Here is a 20,667-nt window from a genome sequence, read left to right on the forward strand (position 1 = left end):
ATTGACGGTCCCTTTTTCCTTTTTTCATTAAAAAAGACGGTGGTGGAGACAGATGACAACAGAACAAACACCATGGTGGAAAAAAGCCGTGGTTTATCAAATTTATCCGAAAAGCTTTAAAGATACGACGGGTAACGGCATTGGCGATTTGAATGGAATTATTGAAAAGCTTGATTACTTACAAACGCTTCAGGTTGATGTTCTTTGGCTAACGCCGATTTACGACTCGCCGCAGCATGATAATGGATATGATATTCGGGATTACTACACGATTTATCAAGAGTACGGCACAATGGAAGATTTTGAACGCTTATTAGCGGAAGCGCACAAAAGAGGCTTAAAAGTCGTCATGGATCTTGTGGTCAATCATACGTCAACTGAGCACAAATGGTTTAGAGAGGCGATTTCTTCAAAAGACAGTCCATACCGTGATTTTTATATATGGAAAAACCCGAACGAAGACGGCACAGCCCCGACAAACTGGGAATCGAAATTCGGCGGCTCGGCATGGAAGCTTGACGAAGCCTCAGGCCAATATTATCTGCACCTGTTTGATGTTACACAGGCTGATTTGAATTGGGAAAATGAAGAGGTCAGAAAGCATGTTTACGAGATGATGCATTTTTGGTTTGAAAAAGGAATTGATGGCTTCAGGCTTGATGTTATCAATCTGATTTCAAAAGACCAGCGCTTTCCGAATGCCAAAGACGGCAGTGACGGCCGTTCCTTTTATACAGACGGACCGCGTGTACACGAGTTTTTGCATGAGATGAACAGGGAGGTATTCGCAAAATATGACAGCATGACAGTCGGTGAGATGTCTTCTACATCGATTGACCATTGCATCCGTTATACAAATCCGGGCAACGAAGAGCTTGATATGACGTTTAACTTCCATCATCTCAAGGTCGATTATCCAAACGGAGAAAAATGGGCCTTGGCTCCGTTCAATTTTCTGAAGCTGAAGGAGATCTTATCCGTGTGGCAGACGGAGATGCAGGCGGGAGGGGGCTGGAACGCTTTATTCTGGTGCAATCACGATCAGCCGCGCATTGTATCGAGATATGGAAATGACGGTCCATATCGGGTGAAATCGGCAAAAATGCTTGCGACGGCCATTCATATGATGCAGGGCACACCTTATATTTATCAGGGTGAAGAGCTCGGCATGACGAATCCGAGATTTACCGGCATCAGCTCCTATCGGGATGTTGAGTCGCTGAACATGTATCACGCTTTCAAGAAAAAAGGCATGCCGATGAAAGAGATTTTAGCCATTTTACAGGAAAAATCCCGTGACAATTCCAGAACACCCGTCCAGTGGGATGATACGCCAAATGCCGGATTCACATCAGGCACGCCATGGATACCAGTTGCCGGCAATTACCGGGAGATCAATGCAGAGGCGGCGCTGAAGGACAAACATTCGGTCTTTTATCACTACCAGAAGCTGATTCAGATTCGCAAAGCGTATGACATTGTCACAGACGGAACGTATGAACTGATCGCAAAGGACGATCCAAACGTGTTTGCGTATATGAGACATGGCGAAAATGAGAAACTGCTCGTCATCAATAATTTTTACGGGACGGAGGCAGCCTTTACACTGCCGGACACGCTTAAGCCCGACGAGTGGGAGGCAGAGGTGCTTCTGACAAACGATGAAGAGAGAGAGGAACTGAAGAATATGACGCTCCGCCCGTATGAGTCCATTGTTTATCATTTAACAAAACCGTGCTAAACTAAGCTGGGTGGTCATAAATGAAGGTGAATAAATTTATCACAATCTATAAAGACATCGCACAGCAAATTGAAGACGGCCAATGGAAGGCGGAGGAGATTCTTCCGTCTGAACATGAATTGACTGCACAGTACGGCACATCAAGAGAAACGGTCCGAAAGGCGCTTCACATGCTGGCTCAAAATGGATATATCCAGAAAATCAGAGGGAAAGGCTCTGTGATTCTCAACCGTGAAAAAATGCAGTTTCCGGTCTCAGGGCTTGTCAGCTTCAAGGAACTGGCGCAAACTTTGGGGAAAGAAACGAAAACAGCCGTTCACAAATTCGGGCTGGTGCCCCCGTCAGATCTGATCCAAAAACAGCTTCGGGCACAGCCGAATGATGACATATGGGAAGTCATCAGGTCAAGAAAGATTGACGGGGAGCATGTCATTTTGGACAAGGACTACTTTTTCAGAAAGCATGTGCCTCACCTGACGAAAGAAATTTGCGAAAACTCCATTTATGAATATATTGAAGGAGAGCTTGGTCTTTCGATCAGTTACGCACAGAAAGAAATTGTGGCCGAGCCTTGTACGGATGAAGACAGGGAATTGCTTGATTTACGCGGCTATGACCATATGGTGGTTGTGAGAAACTATGTCTTTTTAGAGGATACAAGTCTCTTTCAATATACGGAAAGCAGACACCGTCTGGACAAATTCAGGTTTGTCGATTTTGCGCGACGGGGAAAATAAAGAGCGCCTGCCTGCGGCAGAGCGCTTTTTCTCTTGGTATCAAAATTGATACTATCATACAAAAATGTGCGTACTTTTACTTTTTATGAGAATGGCTACAATAGAAGTGAGAGTAACCAAAAGGAGAGGTGTTTAACATGGCAGAATTAAAAAAACAAATTCTGGATGCGTACCATTTCAGACATGCGACGAAAGAATTTGACCCGAATAAAAAAGTATCAGACAGCGATTTTGAATTTATTTTAGAAACAGGAAGACTGTCTCCGAGTTCACTCGGCCTAGAGCCTTGGAAATTCGTTGTCGTGCAGAATCCGGAATTCCGCGAGAAGCTTCGTGAATTCACATGGGGCGCGCAAAAGCAGCTGCCGACTGCAAGCCACTTTGTACTGATTCTGGCACGTACGGCGAAGGATATCAGATATGACGCTGACTATATCAAACGCCATTTAAAAGAAGTGAAACAAATGCCTCAGGACGTGTACGAAGGCTACCTGAGCAAAACCGAAGAATTCCAGAAAAACGATCTGCATTTGCTTGAAAGTGACAGAACATTGTTTGACTGGGCATCCAAACAAACCTATATTGCGCTTGGCAACATGATGACAGCCGCTGCGCAAATCGGCGTTGATTCCTGCCCTGTGGAAGGCTTCCAATATGATGAAATTCATCGTATTCTTGAAGAAGAAGGCCTTCTGGAAAACGGAAGCTTTGATATTTCTGTTATGGTGGCGTTCGGCTACCGTGTGCGAGACCCTCGTCCGAAAACAAGATCTGCTGTTGAAGATGTTGTGAAGTGGGTATAAAAAAGAAAGCTGCTCGATAACGAGCAGCTTTTTTTATGCCTGATTCGCTCTGTTCTGTTTTCTTCGCTGATGCAAATATAACGCTGTTCCGAGTGCGCTGATCAGAAATCCGGCCAGCAGGATGGAATACATGGATGTGGCTGTGTCAGGAAGCAAGCCGCCGGCTGGGCCATCGGTTCCCGAACCGCCCGATCCATTTGTTGGTTCAGTGCCGGGAGGTGTTTGATCCCCGCCTCCGCTGCCTTTGCCGTCAGTTGGCTGTTTTCCGCCTGGTTTATCGGAGCCTCCGCCATTGCTGCCGTCATCACCGCCTGTCGGCTGATCGGACGGGAATGCCGGCGGTTTATTGTTCTCACCGGAATTTAAGATCGTGTATTCGCTGAAGTGGTTTGTGTATCCTGTTACCATATCATTGTCAACTGATCCGTTTTCTGTCTTTGTGAAAGCTTTCTTTTTCCGGTCGACATGGTAAATGGCAGGGTTGTGAGCTTCTTCAATATCAAACATCCGAAGCGAAAGCTGAACGGGTTCTTTAAATGATTTCACTTCTTTTCCTTTTTGCTTCAATGTAAAGTCATATACATTTGATAAAGAGACGTTTAATTCTCCTTTAGATTTAATTCCGATCTCAGTATCCGCGGTTTTGATGTTCGCCATCGGAAGCTTCATGCTGTACCAATAGTTGAACACCGTCAGGGAAGGATCTAAATCTCTATCTTTCAATAGCTTGACCTGATCTTTTTTCATTTTTAGATTGATAGGCTTCTCTTGAGATCCTTCAGCCATTTCATAATAGACAAATGGCGTGTTGGCATTTTTAGCATAAATCGCAAATTTGTCTTCATCGAGTGCCCAGCTGCCATCCTTCTGCTTAGTCGGCAGGAATACTTCTTTAATGCGTCCTTCGATTTTAGGAGAGACCTTGTTTCCTAGTTTTTTCAGCTGTTCGGTGAAAATCTCATAATCTACGTAACCAAGGTCTTCACCATGGGATGCCTCCGTAAAGACAGAGTATCCGTCTCCACCGCCGCCGACAAACTGATTTGTTGCGACGCGGTAGGTATCATCTGAATTCAAATCAACTTTTTCTCCGTTAGGCGATTCGAATTTCACGTCTACAACACGGTGTCCAGGTTCGTTGTTTAATGTAAAGGTATATTCGATTCCAGCCACCTGAGGGAAAGCGCCGCCTCCGTTTTCCACATTGCTTAAGCCTTGTTCAAGAGCTTCTTTAATTTGTTTTCCGGTTAAATCAGCGACGTAAAGTGTGTTGCCGAACGGCATGACGTTCAGTACTTCGCCGAGAGTAATCACGCCTTTGTCTATGCCGGCTCTGATGCCGCCGCCATTTGTGATCGCAATGTCGGCTCCTGCTGATGCTTTCGCTTTTGCCAGCATGCCGTCCGCGATGAAGTTTCCGAGGTTTGTTTCCTTCGTTCGCACATGCTCACGCTGGCCGTCAAGCGCCACATCCGTGTAACCGACTTCTTCATTTTTAACGTCCTCTAATTCATTTTTGAACTGATCAAGCTCTTTTTTTGCTTCTGCGTTTTCTTCTGTATGTTCATCAATTGGCAGCACGCTCAGATTTGATTTGTCTGTTTGTACAACGCCATTTTCATCAAACACGACATCGACACGCCCTAAGAATTGGCCATATTCTTTTGCCTGCGCCACGATAGTCGGTTCGTCGTTTTCCACGACCTCCATTTTGTCCACGAGGGTGTGGGTGTGTCCGCCGATGATCAAGTCAATGCCTTTCACTTTTTTGGCTAGCTCAAGATCGCGGTTATGCCCAATGTGGGTGAGTGCGATAATTTTGTTTACTTTTTCATCTTCCTGAATCGTTTTCACGGTGTTCTGCGCAGTTTGAAATGCGTCGTTAAATACAATGCTTTTGCCCGGGCTTGATGTTGTGGCTGTGTCTTCTGTTGTCAGTCCAAAAACGGCGACTTTTTCACCGTCAACGTCTAACAGAATGTACGGATGGATGCCCGGCTCTTTCTTTTCTCCCGCAGTAAAGGTCTGTGGCTTTTTGACATATGATTTCAGCTTAGGTTCATTTGATACGTCCACGTTCGCGCTGACGATCGGAAAATCGGGCGCTTCAAAGTGATACCGGTTTGCCGGATCGACAGTTGTGCTGTTCCCGCTGAGAAAATCAGAAAGCACGGACGGACCTTTATCAAATTCGTGGTTTCCGAAGGTCATGGCGTCATAACCCATCATGTTCATCAGCTTCAGGTCGGCTAAACCGTTCCATTTCGTGAAATATAGGTCGCCGGAAAACACATCTCCCGCGTCAAGCAGGATGTTGTGGTCTGTTTCGTTTCTTACTTCGTTGATTTTCGTCATTCGTCTGGCTGCGTCATCCAGGTGCGCGTGCGTATCATTCGTATGCATGACGGTAAGATCCCATAATCCGCCTTTAGGAGGATCGGTATCTGAATCGTCGTCAAATTGAAGCTTGTACACGCCATAGCCTTCATTTGAAGAATGTTTTACATAAGCAACATCATCGGCTTTGTCAGCAAAAGGCTTGGCTAAAAGTGAAGATTCAAACGTCAAATTCGTGCCGGAAACCGGTGCAATCGACCAGTTGTTGTCGGCTTTTGGATTTAATGTTTCCTGTTCAATAATGTAATCCATTAGCACCTGTCTGTTTTCAACTGCGGAGCCGTGGACAATCTTATCACTCGTCAGATGAGGGAAACCGCCTCCGCCGGATGCGCGGTAATTATTTGTCACTACGAGAAATTCCTGGCTCGTGCTGATTGGTTTGCCTTCATAGGAAAGATTGATGATCCGGCTTGAATTCCCGTTGATCACTTTTCCGTTTTCGTTGTATTTGGCCGGTTTTGTGACATCGACTTGATAGGTGACGCCGTCAATTACATCAAAGTTGTAGGAGCGGAAATTCTCATTCAGTAAGGCTTGATCGCCGCCTTTTGACGGATCGATTTGATTAAATTGGCCCGCTGACATGTCGAGCCAGTCCTTCACTTCGCTGCCGGTCAATTTTACGATCTGGAGGGTATTATCGTACAGATACAAGTCACCGACGTTTTTAATCGCAAGATCCCCGGCCGGAATGTTGGTATAGTAATTGGCTCCGTTTCTGCCGCCGGCTTTAAACGGCGCGCCGGCTGACAAAATCGGGAGATCCTTATACTCGGTATCCTTCATTTCGTTTTCCGCGTACCATTTTTGCGCATCTGTCACAATTTGAATAGAAGGATCGTCCTTGACCTGTGCAAAGAAGCTGTTAATGTCAGCTTCTGTTTTGCCGACAGGCTTTCTGACATATTCCAGCGTGTTTTGATGTGTTTGCTGAATGGTGTTTGTGACGGCTTCGTTTCTGGAAGCGACACTGCCGGCAATTGATTCGATGCTGCCCTTGGAATCTGCGACCTTCCACGAGCCTTCTGTTTTTTCAAGCTTGAGGTCAATAACGCCTAAATATTTGCCCCAGCTGCTTGGCATGACGACCGGAATGCCGTTTATTGTTCCTTTTTCAACATCAAACTGAGCGGCACCCGCATATTCTGCGGAAGGGAAGAGTCCGTGCTGGTGGCCCGAGACAATCGCATCAATGCCCTTGGTTTTCGTGGCCAGGTCAAAAACGACGTTTTCTGCACCTGACGATTGCGCCTGCTTTTCAATACCAGTGTGGGCAAGGGCAATAATGACATCCGCGCCTTCTGCCTTCATTTTCGGAATCGTTTCATTGGCAGATTCGACAATATCCTGCACCTGAACCTGTCCTTCGAGATTTTTTTTGTCCCAGGTCATGATCTGCGGCGGGACAAAGCCTATGTAGCCTATTTTGACCTTCTGTTCGTTTCCGTTTTCATCTGTGACTGTTTTTTCGTTAATAACATACGGCGTATAACGGTGTTTGCCGCCAGTTGTTTTGACATTGGCATTTACAATCGGGAAATCGGCTCCTTTGATCGTGCCGTCGAGAAAGCCGAGCCCGTAATTAAATTCATGATTCCCCAATGTGCCGGCGTCGTATTTCAGCGCATTCATGACGCTGATGATCGGGTGGGTTTTCGCGCCGGAGATAATGTCGTCTTTTTCATATTTCACCACGTATTCGCCCAGCGGATTCCCTTGAATCAAGTCGCCGTTATCGACGAGCAGGGTGTTTGGGTTTTGCTCACGGTGCTTTTGGATCAGCTGAGCCGTTCTGGCAAGCCCGAATTCTGTCGTTTCTTTGTCGCTGTAGTAATCGTAATCCATCATGTTGGCATGAATATCAGTTGTAGCCAAAATACTGAGATTCACTTGAGGAGCCGTGTTTTCTTCTGCGTAAACGGGCGGTGTTGGGAGGATTAGGCTAAGTATCATAATGAGGGGCAGCAGAATACGGAGAATGTTACTGACGTCTTTTCGTCTTTTCTGTATTCTCACCAGTTCTCCACCTTTCAACGAAATTTATGTTACAGGTTCTATTGTAAGAATATTTTGTAAGCATTTGTAGATGTTTCTTTATGATTATTGTAAAAGGGAGAAAAATAAGTATTATGTATCATCTTTGGGTGATGTGAATTGGGTCATTGTGCTTATCGTGTGTCAGATCTGCAAAATGTTTATTATATTGTGGCTGGGGTAGAGTGTTTTATGTAGACATATTAAGGGGGAGGTTATCAATCATGGGTAAAAAAATCGCCGTTGTGCTGACAGATTATTTCGAAGACAGCGAGTATACTGAACCAGCCAAAGCATTTAAAGAAGCGGGGCATGAGCTGACCGTTATCGAAAATGAAAAAGGGAAAACCGTAAAAGGCAAGCAGGGGAATGCGCAAGTCACAGTCGATGCGTCCATTGATGACGTAAACCCTTCCGACTTTGACGCGCTGTTAATTCCGGGAGGGTTTTCACCCGACCAGCTTCGTGCCGATGAACGGTTCGTCCAGTTTGCAAAAGCGTTTATGACGGACAAAAAGCCAGTATTTGCGATCTGCCACGGCCCGCAGCTGCTGATTACTGCTAAAGCGCTGGAAGGCAGAAAAGCGACAGGCTATACGTCTATTCGTGTAGATATGGAATACGCGGGGGCTGATGTCGTCGACCAAGAGGTAGTGGTTTGCCAAGATCAATTGGTCACCAGCCGAACGCCGGATGACATTCCTGCATTTAACCGCGAGTCTTTGGCACTGCTTGAAAAATAACAAAAACGGACGCCCTGCGGGGACGTCCGTTTTTTCATGATCGCTTGGAGCCTGCGGTTAGTTTATTGTATCTGTAATACAAAAAGGCAGCGGAGGCTGTCCCGATGACTGCAATGCCGAAGTCGAACATAAAGATATGGGCTATGCCTCCCGCTTTTGCAATGAGTCCTGTAGCAATCGGCAGCAGAATCGACGCAAGACTTGAAGCTGTCGCAACAATTCCGGTGACGGTGCCTTTGCGTTTCCAGAAAAGCTCTGTCATTAATGTAACGGTAATTTGAAACACGCCAGCGGTTGAAAATCCTAAGAAAAAGGCTGTGATGTCCAGCACCACTGGTTCGTGAACTGTCAGCATAACCGCAAGCGTACATAATGTAATAACAGGGTACAGCAGCGTAATCATCACCGGTTTTACCCATCTGTTCAGCAAAAGAGCTAATAATAAAACCGATACCAAAGATCCTATACTATAGTAGCTCAGCAATTGTACGGATGCTGATTCAGCTAACCCTGCAGCCTTTTGGGCATAGCTTGGGAGCCAAATTTGAGATACTGTAAATAAAGCTGTTGAAGTAAAGCCAATAATAATCAGGGCAGCGCCTTCTTTCTTCATGTCGGGTTCTGATAAGAAAGCTGGAGATCCCTGTTGCCCGGAGCTGATTGGTTGTTTCTGTTTTTTTGGCAGCGAAACTGCTGATAAATAGAGGATATTCAGCGCATAGACGGCTGCCGGCAAATAAAATGCAAATCCGTAGAATAGGCTATGGTCTGCCAAAACTGTAATCAGGAGCGGCAAAAGAGCGGCCCCGAGAGACATAAAAGCTTTTACCAAGACATTCGCCGAGCTGGGGGCAGTTGGAAAGAGCTCCGTTAAAGCCGGATATGTTCCTGCGTCCATGGCTGAATTTGCGACTCCGGCTAATAAAGCAAACACAAACGCAAGTTCATAACTCGGTGATAAGGGAATACCGACTAAAAAGACAGCCATCATTCCGGCGGAAGCCACAATGAGCGGTTTTCTGCCTACTTTATCTGATAAAACGCCAGATATTCCGTACGTCAGCAGCTTGCCGAATCCGATAGCAGCAATCACATAACTGATGCCTGTCGGGTCGGTATTCCACTGCTTTGTTAAGGAGGACATGTTGGATGCGAGAATAATATTGACCATTCCGAGCAAGAAGTAGTTTATGTACATTCCGGTTGCTGTTTTGACGTATTTCGTTTTCATTCTAGTACTCCTTCAAAATCTTATTCGACCATTTGCTGTGTTCGCCAAGACCGGCCCCTTGCTGTCATCATGCTGATGTCATCGGGTAGATGTTTGCGGGCATGCCTGCTGCCGCGTCTTTCCGGCTCCCAACGAACGAAAGCAAAAAGAATCATCTTTATCCATAATAAAAAAAGACTTGCCGAATGCCGGCAAGCCCCATTATTTTCGAAGTGATGCAAGTTCTTGAGCGATCGCCTGCATTTCGCTCGGGCTGAATGCTTCTTTTTTCATCACCATTTTATGAAGGTAGGTGAGATCCTCTATTTTTTCGTCGCTGAAGTCTTCCGCTTTGATAACCCCGACATTCAGCATGTTCAGTTTTTGTGAAATCTCTTCAATCATTTGAGTTAATGTTTCTGTATTTTGGCTGGACAAATGATTACATCCTTTCTTTCGCGTCATTTGGTATGTTTTATTCTAACAGAATTCCATCAGAAAAAAACCCTATTCTCATTTCGTCCATTTATTTCAAAAAAGTAGTGACATCAGTTGAAATGTGATTGAACATCCTACTAAGATAGCGGTAAAGGTTTCTTTTTAGAGAAATATGGGCAAAGAATAGGGAGGTTGCACAACATGATCAGCGTATTATTTGTTTGCTTGGGAAACATTTGCCGGTCTCCAATGGCGGAAGCGATATTTCGGGACTTGGCAGCAACAAAAGGTTTAGAGGGGAAAATCAGAACAGACTCAGCCGGCATCGGCGGCTGGCACATCGGCAATCCTCCGCATGAAGGAACGCAGGAGATATTGCGCAGAGAAGGAATCAGTTTTGAAGGCATGCTGGCGCGCCAGGTGCGCGAACAGGATTTAACCGATTTTGATTACATCATTGCGATGGATGCAGAAAATATCGGAAGCCTGAGAAGCATGGCGGGGTTTAAAAAAGCCGCACAGATCAAGAGGCTGCTTGACTACGTTGATGATTCAGATCTTGCGGATGTTCCCGACCCTTACTACACTGGGAACTTTGACGAAGTCTATCAATTGATCAGATCAGGCTGTGAGCATCTGCTTGCATCCATTCAAGAAGAAAAACTATTGTAAGGGAAAGGAGAGTTCATCATGAACAATGAACGCTGGTTGCTGAAAGGGGTCATTCTCGGAGCCGCGGCAGGCGCTGCGCTATCCTTATTCCATAAGCCGACGAGACAGGCCTGCGGCATGAGATGGATGACGTGCAAGCATAAAATGTCTCTGTACAAAAACAATCCTGAACTATTGAAAAACAATGTCATTACAAAAATTGATCAAGCAAAACAGCTGGCCCAGACGCTGTCAGATGAAGTCGGCTTCGTTAATCAGCAAGTCAAAGAGCTGAAGAAAACAACGCCGAAAGTGATGGAGCTGGTACAGGAAACGAAGGACCACTTTTCAAAAGATAAATGATCAAACATTCGAGGTGAGACGACATGAACTTTCTGAAAGAGCTGTTCGGCAGATACACCCTTCATGAGGGGCAAAGCAAATCTGCGGAGCTGGCGTATTTTTTTCTATTATCGCTGTTTCCGTTTTTGATTTTTATGCTGACGCTCACCGCGTATCTTCCGATTTCTACAGATGACGTTCTGGGGGTTGTAAAACAATACGCTCCCGGGAGTGCGATGTCCCTCATTGAATCCATTACCCACCAAACATTAAATGACCGAAACGGCGGATTGCTGTCATTCGGGATTATCGCGGCGTTATGGTCTGCGTCTAATGGAATGAATTCCATCGTCAGATCGTTAAACCACGCGTATGAAGTGGAGGAAAACCGCTCTTTTATCATTGTTCGTCTGACCTCAATTTTTCTGACGATTGCCATGGTGTTTACCATTTTAGTTGCCCTCCTTCTGCCGGTATTCGGCCGGCAGATCGGACTGCTTGCTGCGGATTTTGTCGGCGCGTCGGACCTGTTTTTATCCATCTGGACTGCGATTCGCTGGGGAGTCAGCCCGCTTGTGCTGCTGATTGTTTTTTCTGCTTTGTACATCATCGCTCCTAACAAAAAGCTGTCGCTTCGCTTTGTGATGCCGGGTGCACTGTTTGCGGCCATCGGCTGGATTGTCGTCAGCACCTTGTTTTCGTTTTATGTCAGTACATTTGCGAACTATAGTGCCACATATGGAAGCATTGGGGGGATCATCGTCCTGATGATCTGGTTTTACTTAAGCGGGATTTTAATCATTTTAGGAGGAGAAATCAATGCGCTTTTACATAAACGTAAAAAGCTTCCTGATGAAAATCCCTACAATTAGCGCACCCTATAAAGGAACTTCAGTTCAAAAATGATCCGGGGGGCTATACGTGATGACAAAGCATACGAAAAAAGGCGGAAGCCATAACAAACAGAACTCAAAGAGCAAATCGAGTCAAAAAACTAGCGGAAGTGCCAACGGACAAAACGGCTATCATTAGAACAAAAGCCTCCTGACATCATGTCAGGAGGCTTTTTCTTATGAAGAGGAAGAATAGGTCTCAGCCGAGGGCCAGCTTTTCGGTTTGCCTAAAGCAATAGCGAGCCAGACAGCGGCCAGAATGAGGGTAATCAAATAAAACAAGTTAGCGCTATCGAAGGTTTGCATATACCAGCCGCCCGCAATCGGCCCGAAAATGCTGCCGAGACTGAATGAAATGCCGCAAAGCAAATTCCCCGCCGGCAGCAGGTGGGACGGAAGAAGGTCTGTCATAAAGCTGATGCCGAGTGTAAAGGTTGACCCGACTGCCATCCCCGCAATAAAGAAGCAGCCGCCGATCACATAAGGAAACGGGAACACGCCTGCGATGAGAAAGCAAAAGGCCCCCGTCAGCAAAATCACAAGCAGCACATTCCGTCTTCCGTATTTATCGCTGAGAATGCCGAGCGGGAATTGAAAAATAATGCTCCCGATCGCAAATGCAGGAAGAATCAAAGCGACGGCGTCCACAGATAAACCCAGACGCAGCGCATATACAGGAAAGCTGCCGTTTAATGCTGTCTCCAGAAATCCGTACCCGAACGTAGGCATAAACGCAACCCATGCAAACAGCATAGCCTGATAAAAGCGTCTGAAACTATTGTCTGATTGGGTTTCATGAGGGCTGGTTTCCGGGTATGCATTTTGTAGCAAGAAAACAAACAGCCACGCAAGCAAACTGATGCAGCCTGACACGATAAAAGGCAGTGCCGGACTCAGCTTAACAAGCGGAACCATGAACGGACCCGCAGCAAAACCAAGGCCAAAGGAGAGTCCGTAAATGGAAAGATTTCTCCCGCGGTTTTGCTTTGACGACATGGAGGTCACCCACGTTTGCGTAGAAAAATGAAGCATATGGTCGCCGATTCCGATGAAAAGACGAAGCAGAAACCACATCCAAACCGACTGAAGCCAAATGAACCCGAACAAGCTTAAAATGACGATGCTTCCGCCAATGACAATCAGCGGTTTGAAGCCCAGTTTTCTAAGCGGAGTCTCCATAAACGGAGAAGCCAATAGCACCCCGATGTACAGTCCGGTCGCATGCAGGCCGTTAATCGCCGCTGATTCACCATTTGTTTCAAAAATAATCGAGATGACGGGCAGCAGCATGCCTTGTGAAAAACCGGATATGGAAACAAGCAAAACCAGAATAAAAAAATGCTTTCGTGACATCGTGTCTGTTCTCCTTTGTGAGATCTATGTTGATCGTACACCGATTTCCAAAAGCCGGCAACCTGAAAAAAGCCTAAATCGCCCGTAAACATTTGACCTCGTGTAATCATGATGATTTTTGTGAAGAATAAAAATAAAACAAGTCATACAAAAGGAGTCAATTCACTATGAATCGTATCTTTTTTATATTAGTGGCGGCGGGTGTCCCGCTGTCTGTTATCGGCAGTTTGATGCATTGGCCTTCTGCCGTTCTCTTTGCAGTCTATTGTGTAACGATTATTGCTTTGGCAAGCTATATGGGAAGAGCGACAGAATCGCTGTCCATTATTGCAGGGCCGCGGATCGGCGGTCTGTTGAACGCCACCTTCGGGAATGCGGTTGAGCTGATTATCTCGCTATTTGCATTAAAGGAAGGTCTCACCGGAATCGTGCTTGCTTCTTTAACCGGTTCAGTGCTAGGAAATCTCCTGCTGGTTGCGGGTTTATCGTTTTTTGTCGGCGGTTTAAAATACAAGCGGCAGGAGTTTAATATCCATGACGCGCGCCATAATTCCGGGCTTTTGATTTTCGCCATTATTGTGGCTTTCGTAATTCCCGAGGTGTTTTCGGTTGGTATGGGGGATACAAGCAAGCTTAATTTGAGTATCGGCATCAGCATCATTTTGATTCTGTTATATGTGGCGGCTCTGTACTTTAAACTTGTTACGCACCGCGGTGTATATCAGCCAAAAAATGCTGTCAAGCCAGAGGAAGAGGAGCAGCCGGAATGGTCAGGGAAGGTTGCCACGCTCGTCTTGTTTGCGGCAACAATTGTCGTGGCGTACATATCCGAAAACCTGGTGCACACATTCCACTCGGTTGCTGAACAGTTTGGCTGGAGTGAGCTGTTTATCGGGGTCATCATCGTTGCGATTGTCGGTAATGCGGCGGAACACGCTTCAGCGATTATCATGGCTTATAAAAACAAAATGGACATTGCGGTGGAGATCGCTGTCGGCTCCACTTTGCAGATTGCCATGTTTGTCGCGCCAGTGCTCGTGATCTGTTCCATCTTTTTCCCGGTAAGCATGCCGCTTGTCTTTACACTGCCGGAGCTTGTCGCGATGGTATCTTCCGTTCTCTTGATGATTGCCATTTCGAATGATGGTGATTCCAACTGGTTTGAAGGTGCTACGCTGCTAGCGGCTTATGTCATTATGGCGATCGGCTTTTTCCTTCTTTAACCTGAAAAAATGATGGATAACAACAAAGCGGGAAGAAAAGACTAAGGGAAAATGCCATAGAAAGAGTGATATGATGAAAAAGCTATTTCATTCCACACTTATTGTGTTATTATTCTTTAGTTTTTTCGGCGTTCAGCCCATCCACGCGAAAAAGCAGTTTAAGGTGCCTAATTCTGTAGCAAGCATCTCGAAGGAAAACACATATCCGAATGCTTCACAGGATCAGCCGATGCTTCAGCCGAGTAAGCTGGCTAAGGAACTGCTGAATTCATCAGAGGTACAGATCCAAAATCCGCACCTCATCAAAATGCTGAACGAGTCTACGGTCTCTGGCACACCGCTTGCGGTCGGCTACCGGGCCACAATATTTCTCGGGAAATGGGCGCTCGGATATGAATCGAATGAAACGGTCGCCAACTGGGAATATAAAAAAATCAATACAAACCGTTCGGATAACCGCGGCGGAAAACAAACGGCTGAAATGCATTACGCTCAAGAGCAGCAATATAAAGTAACGGGCGGCCTGACAGCAAAAGTTCCAAACTCGGAAGACGTCAAAAGTATGATGATGCTGAAGGCGATGGAAAAAACAAATCTTCCGCTTGCATTTGAAACGGTCATCGGAGCGGGAACAAAACGAGATCAAATTTATAAAGTCGCTCCGAAAAAGCTTGGTTATTTAAACGCATATGCTCCGGCTGTGAATGAAAAAGGGAAAGTGACTTACGGAGAAGTCTATTTAGTGCTCAAAGGCAATAAACGAAAACTTGTTGTAAAAAATGTCACGTCACAGGGAATCGGCGCGTGGATTCCGGTTCAAGACCATGTCACGTTTAGCTTCCAGCTTTCCTCACAGCCAAGATAAATAAAAAACTGATTCCATTATGGAATCAGTTTTTTTATTGGGTTCTTTCGATTCTTACCGCTTCCTCAAGCATTTGAACATTGTTTTGGTACAGCTGGCGAACGAGAACCCGTCTGGCGGCAAGGCTGGCGCTGAAATAATCTTCATCCCGCACCATGCCCTTCACGGTAAATTCAACCCCGCGGTTGATTTTATTCAAAGCGGTAATGCCGTGTATTTGAAAAGGCTCTGTCGGGTTTCCGAATTCATCCCGCTTCAGTGAATCGCGAAGCTCTTCATTCAGCCTGTCGCAAGCTTCCTCCAGCACACTGTATACACGGTCTGGATCTTCTTTAAAGCTGATGAGAAAGGATTCGGTAATCCGCATAAAATCGATATTATAATTTTCTATCTGTCTGACCTCACCATTGCTGATGGTGAGCAGTTTTCCGCTCCACTCGCGGATTTGCAGCGAGCGCAGGCCAATTTCTTCGACAGTGCCGTTAAATAAATTGTTTACCGTCACATAATCGCCTTTGTGCAGCTGGCGTTCATAAATTAAAAACACACCCGCCAGCACATCCTTAATCAGCGATTGGGCGCCAAAACCGATGACGATACCGGCTACACCCGCCCCGGCTAAAATCTTGCCGAAATCATGCACAAATAAAGAAATAACATAAAAGATAAAACCAATTGTCGCCGTATATTGGGTGATAGAACGGACAAGGCTTTCGATGGTCTTCTCTTTTTTTTCTTCAATAAAGTCCGTTCGTTTGAAAAATAACTGTACCAATCGGTTAATGATAAAGACACCGATCCACAAAATAACGGCGACAAGGAGAATATCAACGATTTTATTCTGAAAAATCTCCGTAAGTGTTTCTTCCATCCGCATCTAACTCCTGGCTTGACGTTTTGAAAAATCTGTATCCTGGTAGTAGCTGTTTTTGACGAGTACGTTTGGTCCGAGACACCGGACATTCGGGCAGTGGCAGTTCAGCTCTTTGGCCAGCTTTGTTTCTCTCCACTTTTGGTAGGCGGAAGGCAGGCTGTCCGTTTGTATATTGCCGAGCGGCGGTGTATCGCCAAAGTCTGTCACGATAATATTTCCGTCAAAAATATTGACATTCAGGCGCGACCGGCCGTCAGGGTCATTTCTCACTGTCACGTTTTTCGCCGTGCGAAGCCGGCGCAGCAGCTCTTGATCCTCTTCATTGGGACTGCATGCGTAAAACGGCAGTGTTCCGAACAGCATCCATGTATTTTCATCACGAATATCCAGCAAGCGGTGAATGGCCTGTCTCATGTCTTTCAGGCTGAGAGATTCAAGGGCGCTCGCAAAATCACTCGGATACATCGGATGGACTTCATGGCGCTGACATTTCATATCTTCTGTGATTTGGCGGTGAATATGCTCAATATGCGGAAGTGTGCGTTTGTTCAGCATCGTTTCCGCTGATACCATCACTCCGGCATCCACTAGCTTGCGGCTGTTTTCGATCATTTTATCAAAATAGCGCGCGCGCTGCTCGAAGGTCGGTTTTCTGTCCATCATAGCGAAACCGATTTCCGCAAACTCTTCAACCGTTCCCCAGTTATGAGAAATATGTAACACATCAAGATACGGAATAATCCATTCGTATCGCTCGATATCGAGAGTCAGGTTTGAATTGATTTGGGTCCGCACCCCGCGTTCGTGGGCGTATTTCAATAACGGCACGACATATTCCTTTACGGATTTTAATGAAAGCATCGGCTCTCCGCCTGTAATACTGATGGATCTGAGGAGGGGAATTTCCTCCAGCCGTTTTAACAGAAGATCTATTGGGAGAGCATTCGGGTCTTTGGGCTGCAATGTATAGCCGACAGCGCAATGCTCGCATCTCATATTGCACAGTGTCGTCGTTGTGAATTCAACGTTCGTCAGCTGCATATCTCCATACTGGTCGACATCCATATAGGCTTCCCAAGGGTCGAACTCAGGTGTAATCGGACGCAGCTTCGTGTTTTGTGTCATGACTATCTAACTCCTTTATAAATGGGGCATACTAACGCTGCCAACAGTTAATTTTAGACCTGATTTGCCAAGATCGCAAGTAGCGGGGCGATTGAAAAACGGCAAAAAATGAGCTACCATGATAAAAAATGAATGGAGGCGCAGAATGGGGAACGCAGTAAACAATAAAGATCAGCAGCTTGATTATTTAAAAAACAGATTAGACATGTTTATGAACGTCATTGATTCATTAGACCCTGAAGCAACAGACGTAGAAGATATAGATAGGCTCATCGGCATGCTGGATGACCTGGAAGCCAAATATGAACGATTTAAAAAAGACTGGGAATAAAACCGCGCTTGCCGCGGTTTTTTATATTGGCATAAAGCGTCAGTATAAAATGGAGCGCCTTTCTGTAAAATAAGAAAAAATGCAGAAGGAGCGCTGGCCATGAAGTGGATGTGTGCAATATGCTGTGCCGCCGTCCTGCTTGCAGCAGGAGCAAAACAGGCAGATGCGGTACCGAATGAGCCGATTAATTGGGGATTTAAGCGAAGCGTTAACCATCAGCCGCCTGATGCGGGAAAACAGCTGAACAGCCTGATCAAAAAATACGACGCGTTTTATTTAGGCAATACTAAAGAAAAAACAATTTATTTAACTTTTGATAACGGCTATGAAAATGGATATACGCCAAAGGTGCTTGATGTCTTAAAAAAACATCACGTGACAGGAACGTTTTTTGTCACCGGGCATTTCGTGAAAGATCAGCCCGAGCTGATCAAACGGATGTCGGATGAAGGGCATATCATCGGCAACCACTCCTTTCACCATCCAGATCTGACGACAAAAACCGCTGACCAAATTCAGGACGAGCTCGATTCAGTCAACGAAGAGGTTTATAAGATCACGGGAAAGCAGGACAATCTGTACTTACGGCCGCCGCGCGGCGTGTTCAGTGAATACGTGCTGAAAGAAACGAAACGCATGGGCTATCAAACCGTTTTCTGGTCCGTCGCTTTTGTCGACTGGAAAATCAATCATCAAAAAGGGAAAAAATACGCCTACGATCACATGATCAAACAGGCGCATCCGGGAGCGATTTACCTGCTTCACACTGTCTCCAAGGACAACGCCGAGGCGCTGGACGATGCGATTACCGATTTGAAAAAACAAGGCTATACCTTTAAAAGCATTGATGACTTGATGTTTGAGAAAGAAATGAAGCTGCCGTCTTTGTAAACAAGAAAGCCTCTCCGCAATGGAGAGGCTTCTTTCTATTTTTCTATGCATGTTATTAAAGCGGCCCAATCTAGGTTTCCAAGCCCTTTTTCAATACCGTTTTCAAAATGGCTTTTCGCCAGCTCGGCAAGAGGGAGCTTGGCGGAGACCTGCTCCGCGGCGGCGAGCGCCAGATTGGTGTCCTTCAACCCTAATGACATTTTAAAGCCCGCCGGCTCAAATGTTTGCTCGGCCATGATCGTTCCGTAATTTTGATATACAGGGGAGCTGAAAAGCGCGTTGGCGATGGCTAAAAATTGCTTTTGCTCTAATCCGTATTTCTCCATCATCAGGAATGATTCAGATAACGCCTCCAGCATGGATACGAGCAGGAAATTGATGCTGATTTTCGCTGCGTTTGCTGTTTTGCTTTCTTCGCCGACGTCAAACACTTGCTGACTCAAGCTTTCGAGCAGAGGTTTTGCTGTTTTTTTTGCTTCCGCGGGTCCTGCCGCAATTATCCGAAGCGCGGCGTTTGCTGCGGCATCTGGTCTTCCCAGCACAGGAGCGGCGAGAAAGGATTGTCCTTTTTCCGCATGGGCGGCCGCGAGCTTTTCTGAGAACTCAACACTGATCGTGCTCATCGAAATGTGAATCCCATTCTCTGATAATCCTTCAATCAATCCATCTTTGCCGAATGTCACAGCGCTGACAGAATTGTCATCAGAAAGCATTGTCACGACGATATCAGCGGTCTCAGCCGCCTGGCGAGGCGTTTTTGCCACTTGGGCGCCTTGGGATGCAAATTCCTCCGTCTTTTCTTTCGTCCGATTGTATACTGTCAAACGATAGCCTGCTTGTAGCACGTTTTGGGCAATGGGCTGTCCCATATTGCCAAGTCCGATCACAGCGATTTTCAATCTGATCACTCCCTGAACATTTTTTTCATTATATACAAAACGAACAGGATATGCTGGAAATCGGCTTGCCAAAATAAAAAGAACAGCTTCACGCTGTCCTCATTTAAAAATGTTGAACCATCCTTTATGTACAAACCATATCAGCATGCCGATCACAAGGGCGGCCATCAGGCCAAGCACGGCGTAATATCCGTATTCCCAGTGAAGCTCCGGCATGTTGTCGAAGTTCATGCCGTAAACGCCGGCGATAAACGTGAGCGGGATAAATATCGTAGACACGATGGTCAATGTCATCATAATCGCATTCATCCGGTTAGAATTCAGTGTCACGTAGCTGTCACGCAAATCGGACGTCATGTCACGGTTAGATTCCACAATTTCTGAAAGCTTTAATAAATGATCGTAAATATCGCTGAAGTATGCCTTTGTTTCACGCTGGTCTTTCACATGGTCAAGGCTTAAAATCCGATACAGCAAATCACGCATCGGAATAATGGTCCGCCTGAGATGCAATAGGTCTGTTCTGAGCTCAAACACCTCGCTCATCAGCGTTCCGTACGTTTTATGGCTGCGGCTGTCTTCAATCTCATTCAGCCGGTCTTCTATTTTGTACACCAGAGGAAAATATTCATCAACAAGCTGATCCATAATCATATAAGAAATATGCCCCGGCCCTTTTTTTAACAGATCCGGTGAAGCATATAAACGCTCCCGGACTTTGGCGATACCGGGCGTTTCGTGTAAATGAAAGGTGACGACAAATTTTTCGCCCTGAAAGATATCGACTTCTTCGGTCTCAAGCGTTTCCTGATTCAGCGCATGAAGCACGTAAAAGCGATAGCCGTCGTAATGGTCAAGCTTCGGGCGCTGCATATGCTGAAAGCAATCTTCAATCGCAAGCGGATGAAAATGAAAAAAATCTCTCAATAACGCGGTTTCTGTTTCCTCCGGGCCGTAAAAATCAACCCAGTACCACGCAATATCCGGCTGTTCAACCCGTTCAATCGGTATATTTTTTAAAAGCTGATGCTGTGTTGTGATAGCGGTAATGTTGATCATAAACAACCCTCCACCTGCCATTATATCATGCGGCCTTTTTCAGAAAAGTATACAG

19 protein-coding genes are annotated in these 20,667 nt (G+C 45.8%); 11 read left to right on the forward strand and 8 right to left on the reverse strand.

The features are described 5' to 3' along the window. Nucleotides 1-52: 52 nt before the first annotated feature. From treC to HC660_RS04325, 3 genes are all read left to right on the forward strand, one after another. Nucleotides 53-1,741, forward strand: a complete 1,689-nt coding sequence (gene treC, locus HC660_RS04315) for an alpha,alpha-phosphotrehalase (RefSeq protein WP_168747201.1) — start codon at nucleotides 53-55, stop codon at nucleotides 1,739-1,741. A gap of 20 nt (nucleotides 1,742-1,761) precedes the next feature. Further along, nucleotides 1,762-2,478 carry a trehalose operon repressor gene (treR, locus tag HC660_RS04320; protein ID WP_168747202.1) on the forward strand — a complete coding sequence of 239 codons (717 nt, stop codon included), beginning with the start codon at nucleotides 1,762-1,764 and terminating at the stop codon, nucleotides 2,476-2,478. A 137-nt stretch (nucleotides 2,479-2,615) separates the two neighbouring features. Beyond that, entirely contained in the window at nucleotides 2,616-3,281 is a 666-nt protein-coding gene (locus tag HC660_RS04325; RefSeq protein ID WP_168747203.1) for an NAD(P)H-dependent oxidoreductase, read from the forward strand. 33 nt (nucleotides 3,282-3,314) lie between these two features. Here the strand turns inward: HC660_RS04325 and HC660_RS04330 are convergent, their stop codons facing one another. Continuing rightward, nucleotides 3,315-7,697: a multifunctional 2',3'-cyclic-nucleotide 2'-phosphodiesterase/3'-nucleotidase/5'-nucleotidase gene (locus HC660_RS04330; RefSeq protein ID WP_168747204.1), complete on the reverse strand. Its 4,383-nt coding sequence runs from the start codon at nucleotides 7,695-7,697 to the stop codon at nucleotides 3,315-3,317. A 242-nt stretch (nucleotides 7,698-7,939) separates the two neighbouring features. On the opposite strand from HC660_RS04330, the gene HC660_RS04335 reads away from it, so the two are divergent. Continuing rightward, nucleotides 7,940-8,458 carry a type 1 glutamine amidotransferase domain-containing protein gene (locus HC660_RS04335; RefSeq protein WP_168747205.1) on the forward strand — a complete coding sequence of 173 codons (519 nt, stop codon included), beginning with the start codon at nucleotides 7,940-7,942 and terminating at the stop codon, nucleotides 8,456-8,458. Nucleotides 8,459-8,492: 34 nt separating this feature from the next. On the opposite strand, the gene HC660_RS04340 is transcribed toward HC660_RS04335, so the two are convergent. Both HC660_RS04340 and HC660_RS04345 read right to left on the reverse strand, forming a co-directional pair. Next, nucleotides 8,493-9,689 carry an MFS transporter gene (locus HC660_RS04340; RefSeq protein WP_168747206.1) on the reverse strand — a complete coding sequence of 399 codons (1,197 nt, stop codon included), beginning with the start codon at nucleotides 9,687-9,689 and terminating at the stop codon, nucleotides 8,493-8,495. A gap of 201 nt (nucleotides 9,690-9,890) precedes the next feature. Next, a complete protein-coding gene (locus HC660_RS04345) occupies nucleotides 9,891-10,106 on the reverse strand; it encodes a DUF1128 domain-containing protein (RefSeq protein ID WP_010333391.1) in 216 nt (71 codons plus the stop codon). A gap of 201 nt (nucleotides 10,107-10,307) precedes the next feature. Here HC660_RS04345 and HC660_RS04350 point away from each other — a divergent pair, with 201 nt between their 5' ends. The 3 genes from HC660_RS04350 to HC660_RS04360 are packed head-to-tail and all read left to right on the forward strand — an operon-like array spanning nucleotide 10,308 to nucleotide 11,971. Beyond that, complete coding sequence (locus tag HC660_RS04350; RefSeq protein WP_010333392.1) at nucleotides 10,308-10,778, forward strand: low molecular weight protein-tyrosine-phosphatase; 471 nt, start codon at nucleotides 10,308-10,310, stop codon at nucleotides 10,776-10,778. A gap of 18 nt (nucleotides 10,779-10,796) precedes the next feature. Then, nucleotides 10,797-11,120 carry a hypothetical protein gene (locus HC660_RS04355; protein ID WP_010333393.1) on the forward strand — a complete coding sequence of 108 codons (324 nt, stop codon included), beginning with the start codon at nucleotides 10,797-10,799 and terminating at the stop codon, nucleotides 11,118-11,120. A 23-nt stretch (nucleotides 11,121-11,143) separates the two neighbouring features. After that, entirely contained in the window at nucleotides 11,144-11,971 is an 828-nt protein-coding gene (locus HC660_RS04360) for a YihY family inner membrane protein (protein WP_010333394.1), read from the forward strand. 198 nt (nucleotides 11,972-12,169) lie between these two features. On the opposite strand, the gene HC660_RS04365 is transcribed toward HC660_RS04360, so the two are convergent. After that, complete coding sequence (locus HC660_RS04365) at nucleotides 12,170-13,345, reverse strand: MFS transporter (RefSeq protein ID WP_168747207.1); 1,176 nt, start codon at nucleotides 13,343-13,345, stop codon at nucleotides 12,170-12,172. 167 nt (nucleotides 13,346-13,512) lie between these two features. On the opposite strand from HC660_RS04365, the gene cax reads away from it, so the two are divergent. Both cax and HC660_RS04375 read left to right on the forward strand, forming a co-directional pair. Continuing rightward, nucleotides 13,513-14,568: a calcium/proton exchanger gene (cax, locus tag HC660_RS04370; RefSeq protein ID WP_168747208.1), complete on the forward strand. Its 1,056-nt coding sequence runs from the start codon at nucleotides 13,513-13,515 to the stop codon at nucleotides 14,566-14,568. A gap of 70 nt (nucleotides 14,569-14,638) precedes the next feature. Continuing rightward, nucleotides 14,639-15,433 (forward strand): YfkD famly protein, encoded by a 795-nt coding sequence (locus HC660_RS04375; protein WP_081720826.1) that lies wholly within the window; start codon nucleotides 14,639-14,641, stop codon nucleotides 15,431-15,433. Nucleotides 15,434-15,467: 34 nt separating this feature from the next. Here HC660_RS04375 and mscC read toward each other — a convergent pair whose 3' ends face one another. Together mscC and yfkAB are read right to left on the reverse strand one after the other, a co-directional pair. Next, the gene (gene mscC, locus HC660_RS04380; RefSeq protein WP_168747209.1) at nucleotides 15,468-16,310 is read right to left on the reverse strand and encodes a mechanosensitive ion channel protein MscC; all 843 of its coding nucleotides are present in this window, start codon (nucleotides 16,308-16,310) and stop codon (nucleotides 15,468-15,470) included. Then, a complete protein-coding gene (gene yfkAB / locus HC660_RS04385; RefSeq protein WP_168747210.1) occupies nucleotides 16,311-17,432 on the reverse strand; it encodes a radical SAM/CxCxxxxC motif protein YfkAB in 1,122 nt (373 codons plus the stop codon). A gap of 145 nt (nucleotides 17,433-17,577) precedes the next feature. On the opposite strand from yfkAB, the gene HC660_RS04390 reads away from it, so the two are divergent. Both HC660_RS04390 and pdaA read left to right on the forward strand, forming a co-directional pair. Next, nucleotides 17,578-17,763: an SE1561 family protein gene (locus HC660_RS04390; protein WP_010333401.1), complete on the forward strand. Its 186-nt coding sequence runs from the start codon at nucleotides 17,578-17,580 to the stop codon at nucleotides 17,761-17,763. 99 nt (nucleotides 17,764-17,862) lie between these two features. After that, nucleotides 17,863-18,654 carry a delta-lactam-biosynthetic de-N-acetylase gene (gene pdaA / locus HC660_RS04395; protein ID WP_059291644.1) on the forward strand — a complete coding sequence of 264 codons (792 nt, stop codon included), beginning with the start codon at nucleotides 17,863-17,865 and terminating at the stop codon, nucleotides 18,652-18,654. A gap of 35 nt (nucleotides 18,655-18,689) precedes the next feature. Here pdaA and HC660_RS04400 read toward each other — a convergent pair whose 3' ends face one another. Beyond that, nucleotides 18,690-19,553, reverse strand: a complete 864-nt coding sequence (locus HC660_RS04400; protein ID WP_244956484.1) for an NAD(P)-dependent oxidoreductase — start codon at nucleotides 19,551-19,553, stop codon at nucleotides 18,690-18,692. A gap of 99 nt (nucleotides 19,554-19,652) precedes the next feature. Next, nucleotides 19,653-20,612 carry a magnesium/cobalt transporter CorA gene (gene corA / locus HC660_RS04405; RefSeq protein WP_168747212.1) on the reverse strand — a complete coding sequence of 320 codons (960 nt, stop codon included), beginning with the start codon at nucleotides 20,610-20,612 and terminating at the stop codon, nucleotides 19,653-19,655. Between the last annotated feature and the right edge of the window lie 55 nt (nucleotides 20,613-20,667).

It is taken from the genome of Bacillus mojavensis, from assembly GCF_012648005.1.
Taxonomy (GTDB): Bacteria; Bacillota; Bacilli; order Bacillales; family Bacillaceae; genus Bacillus; species Bacillus mojavensis.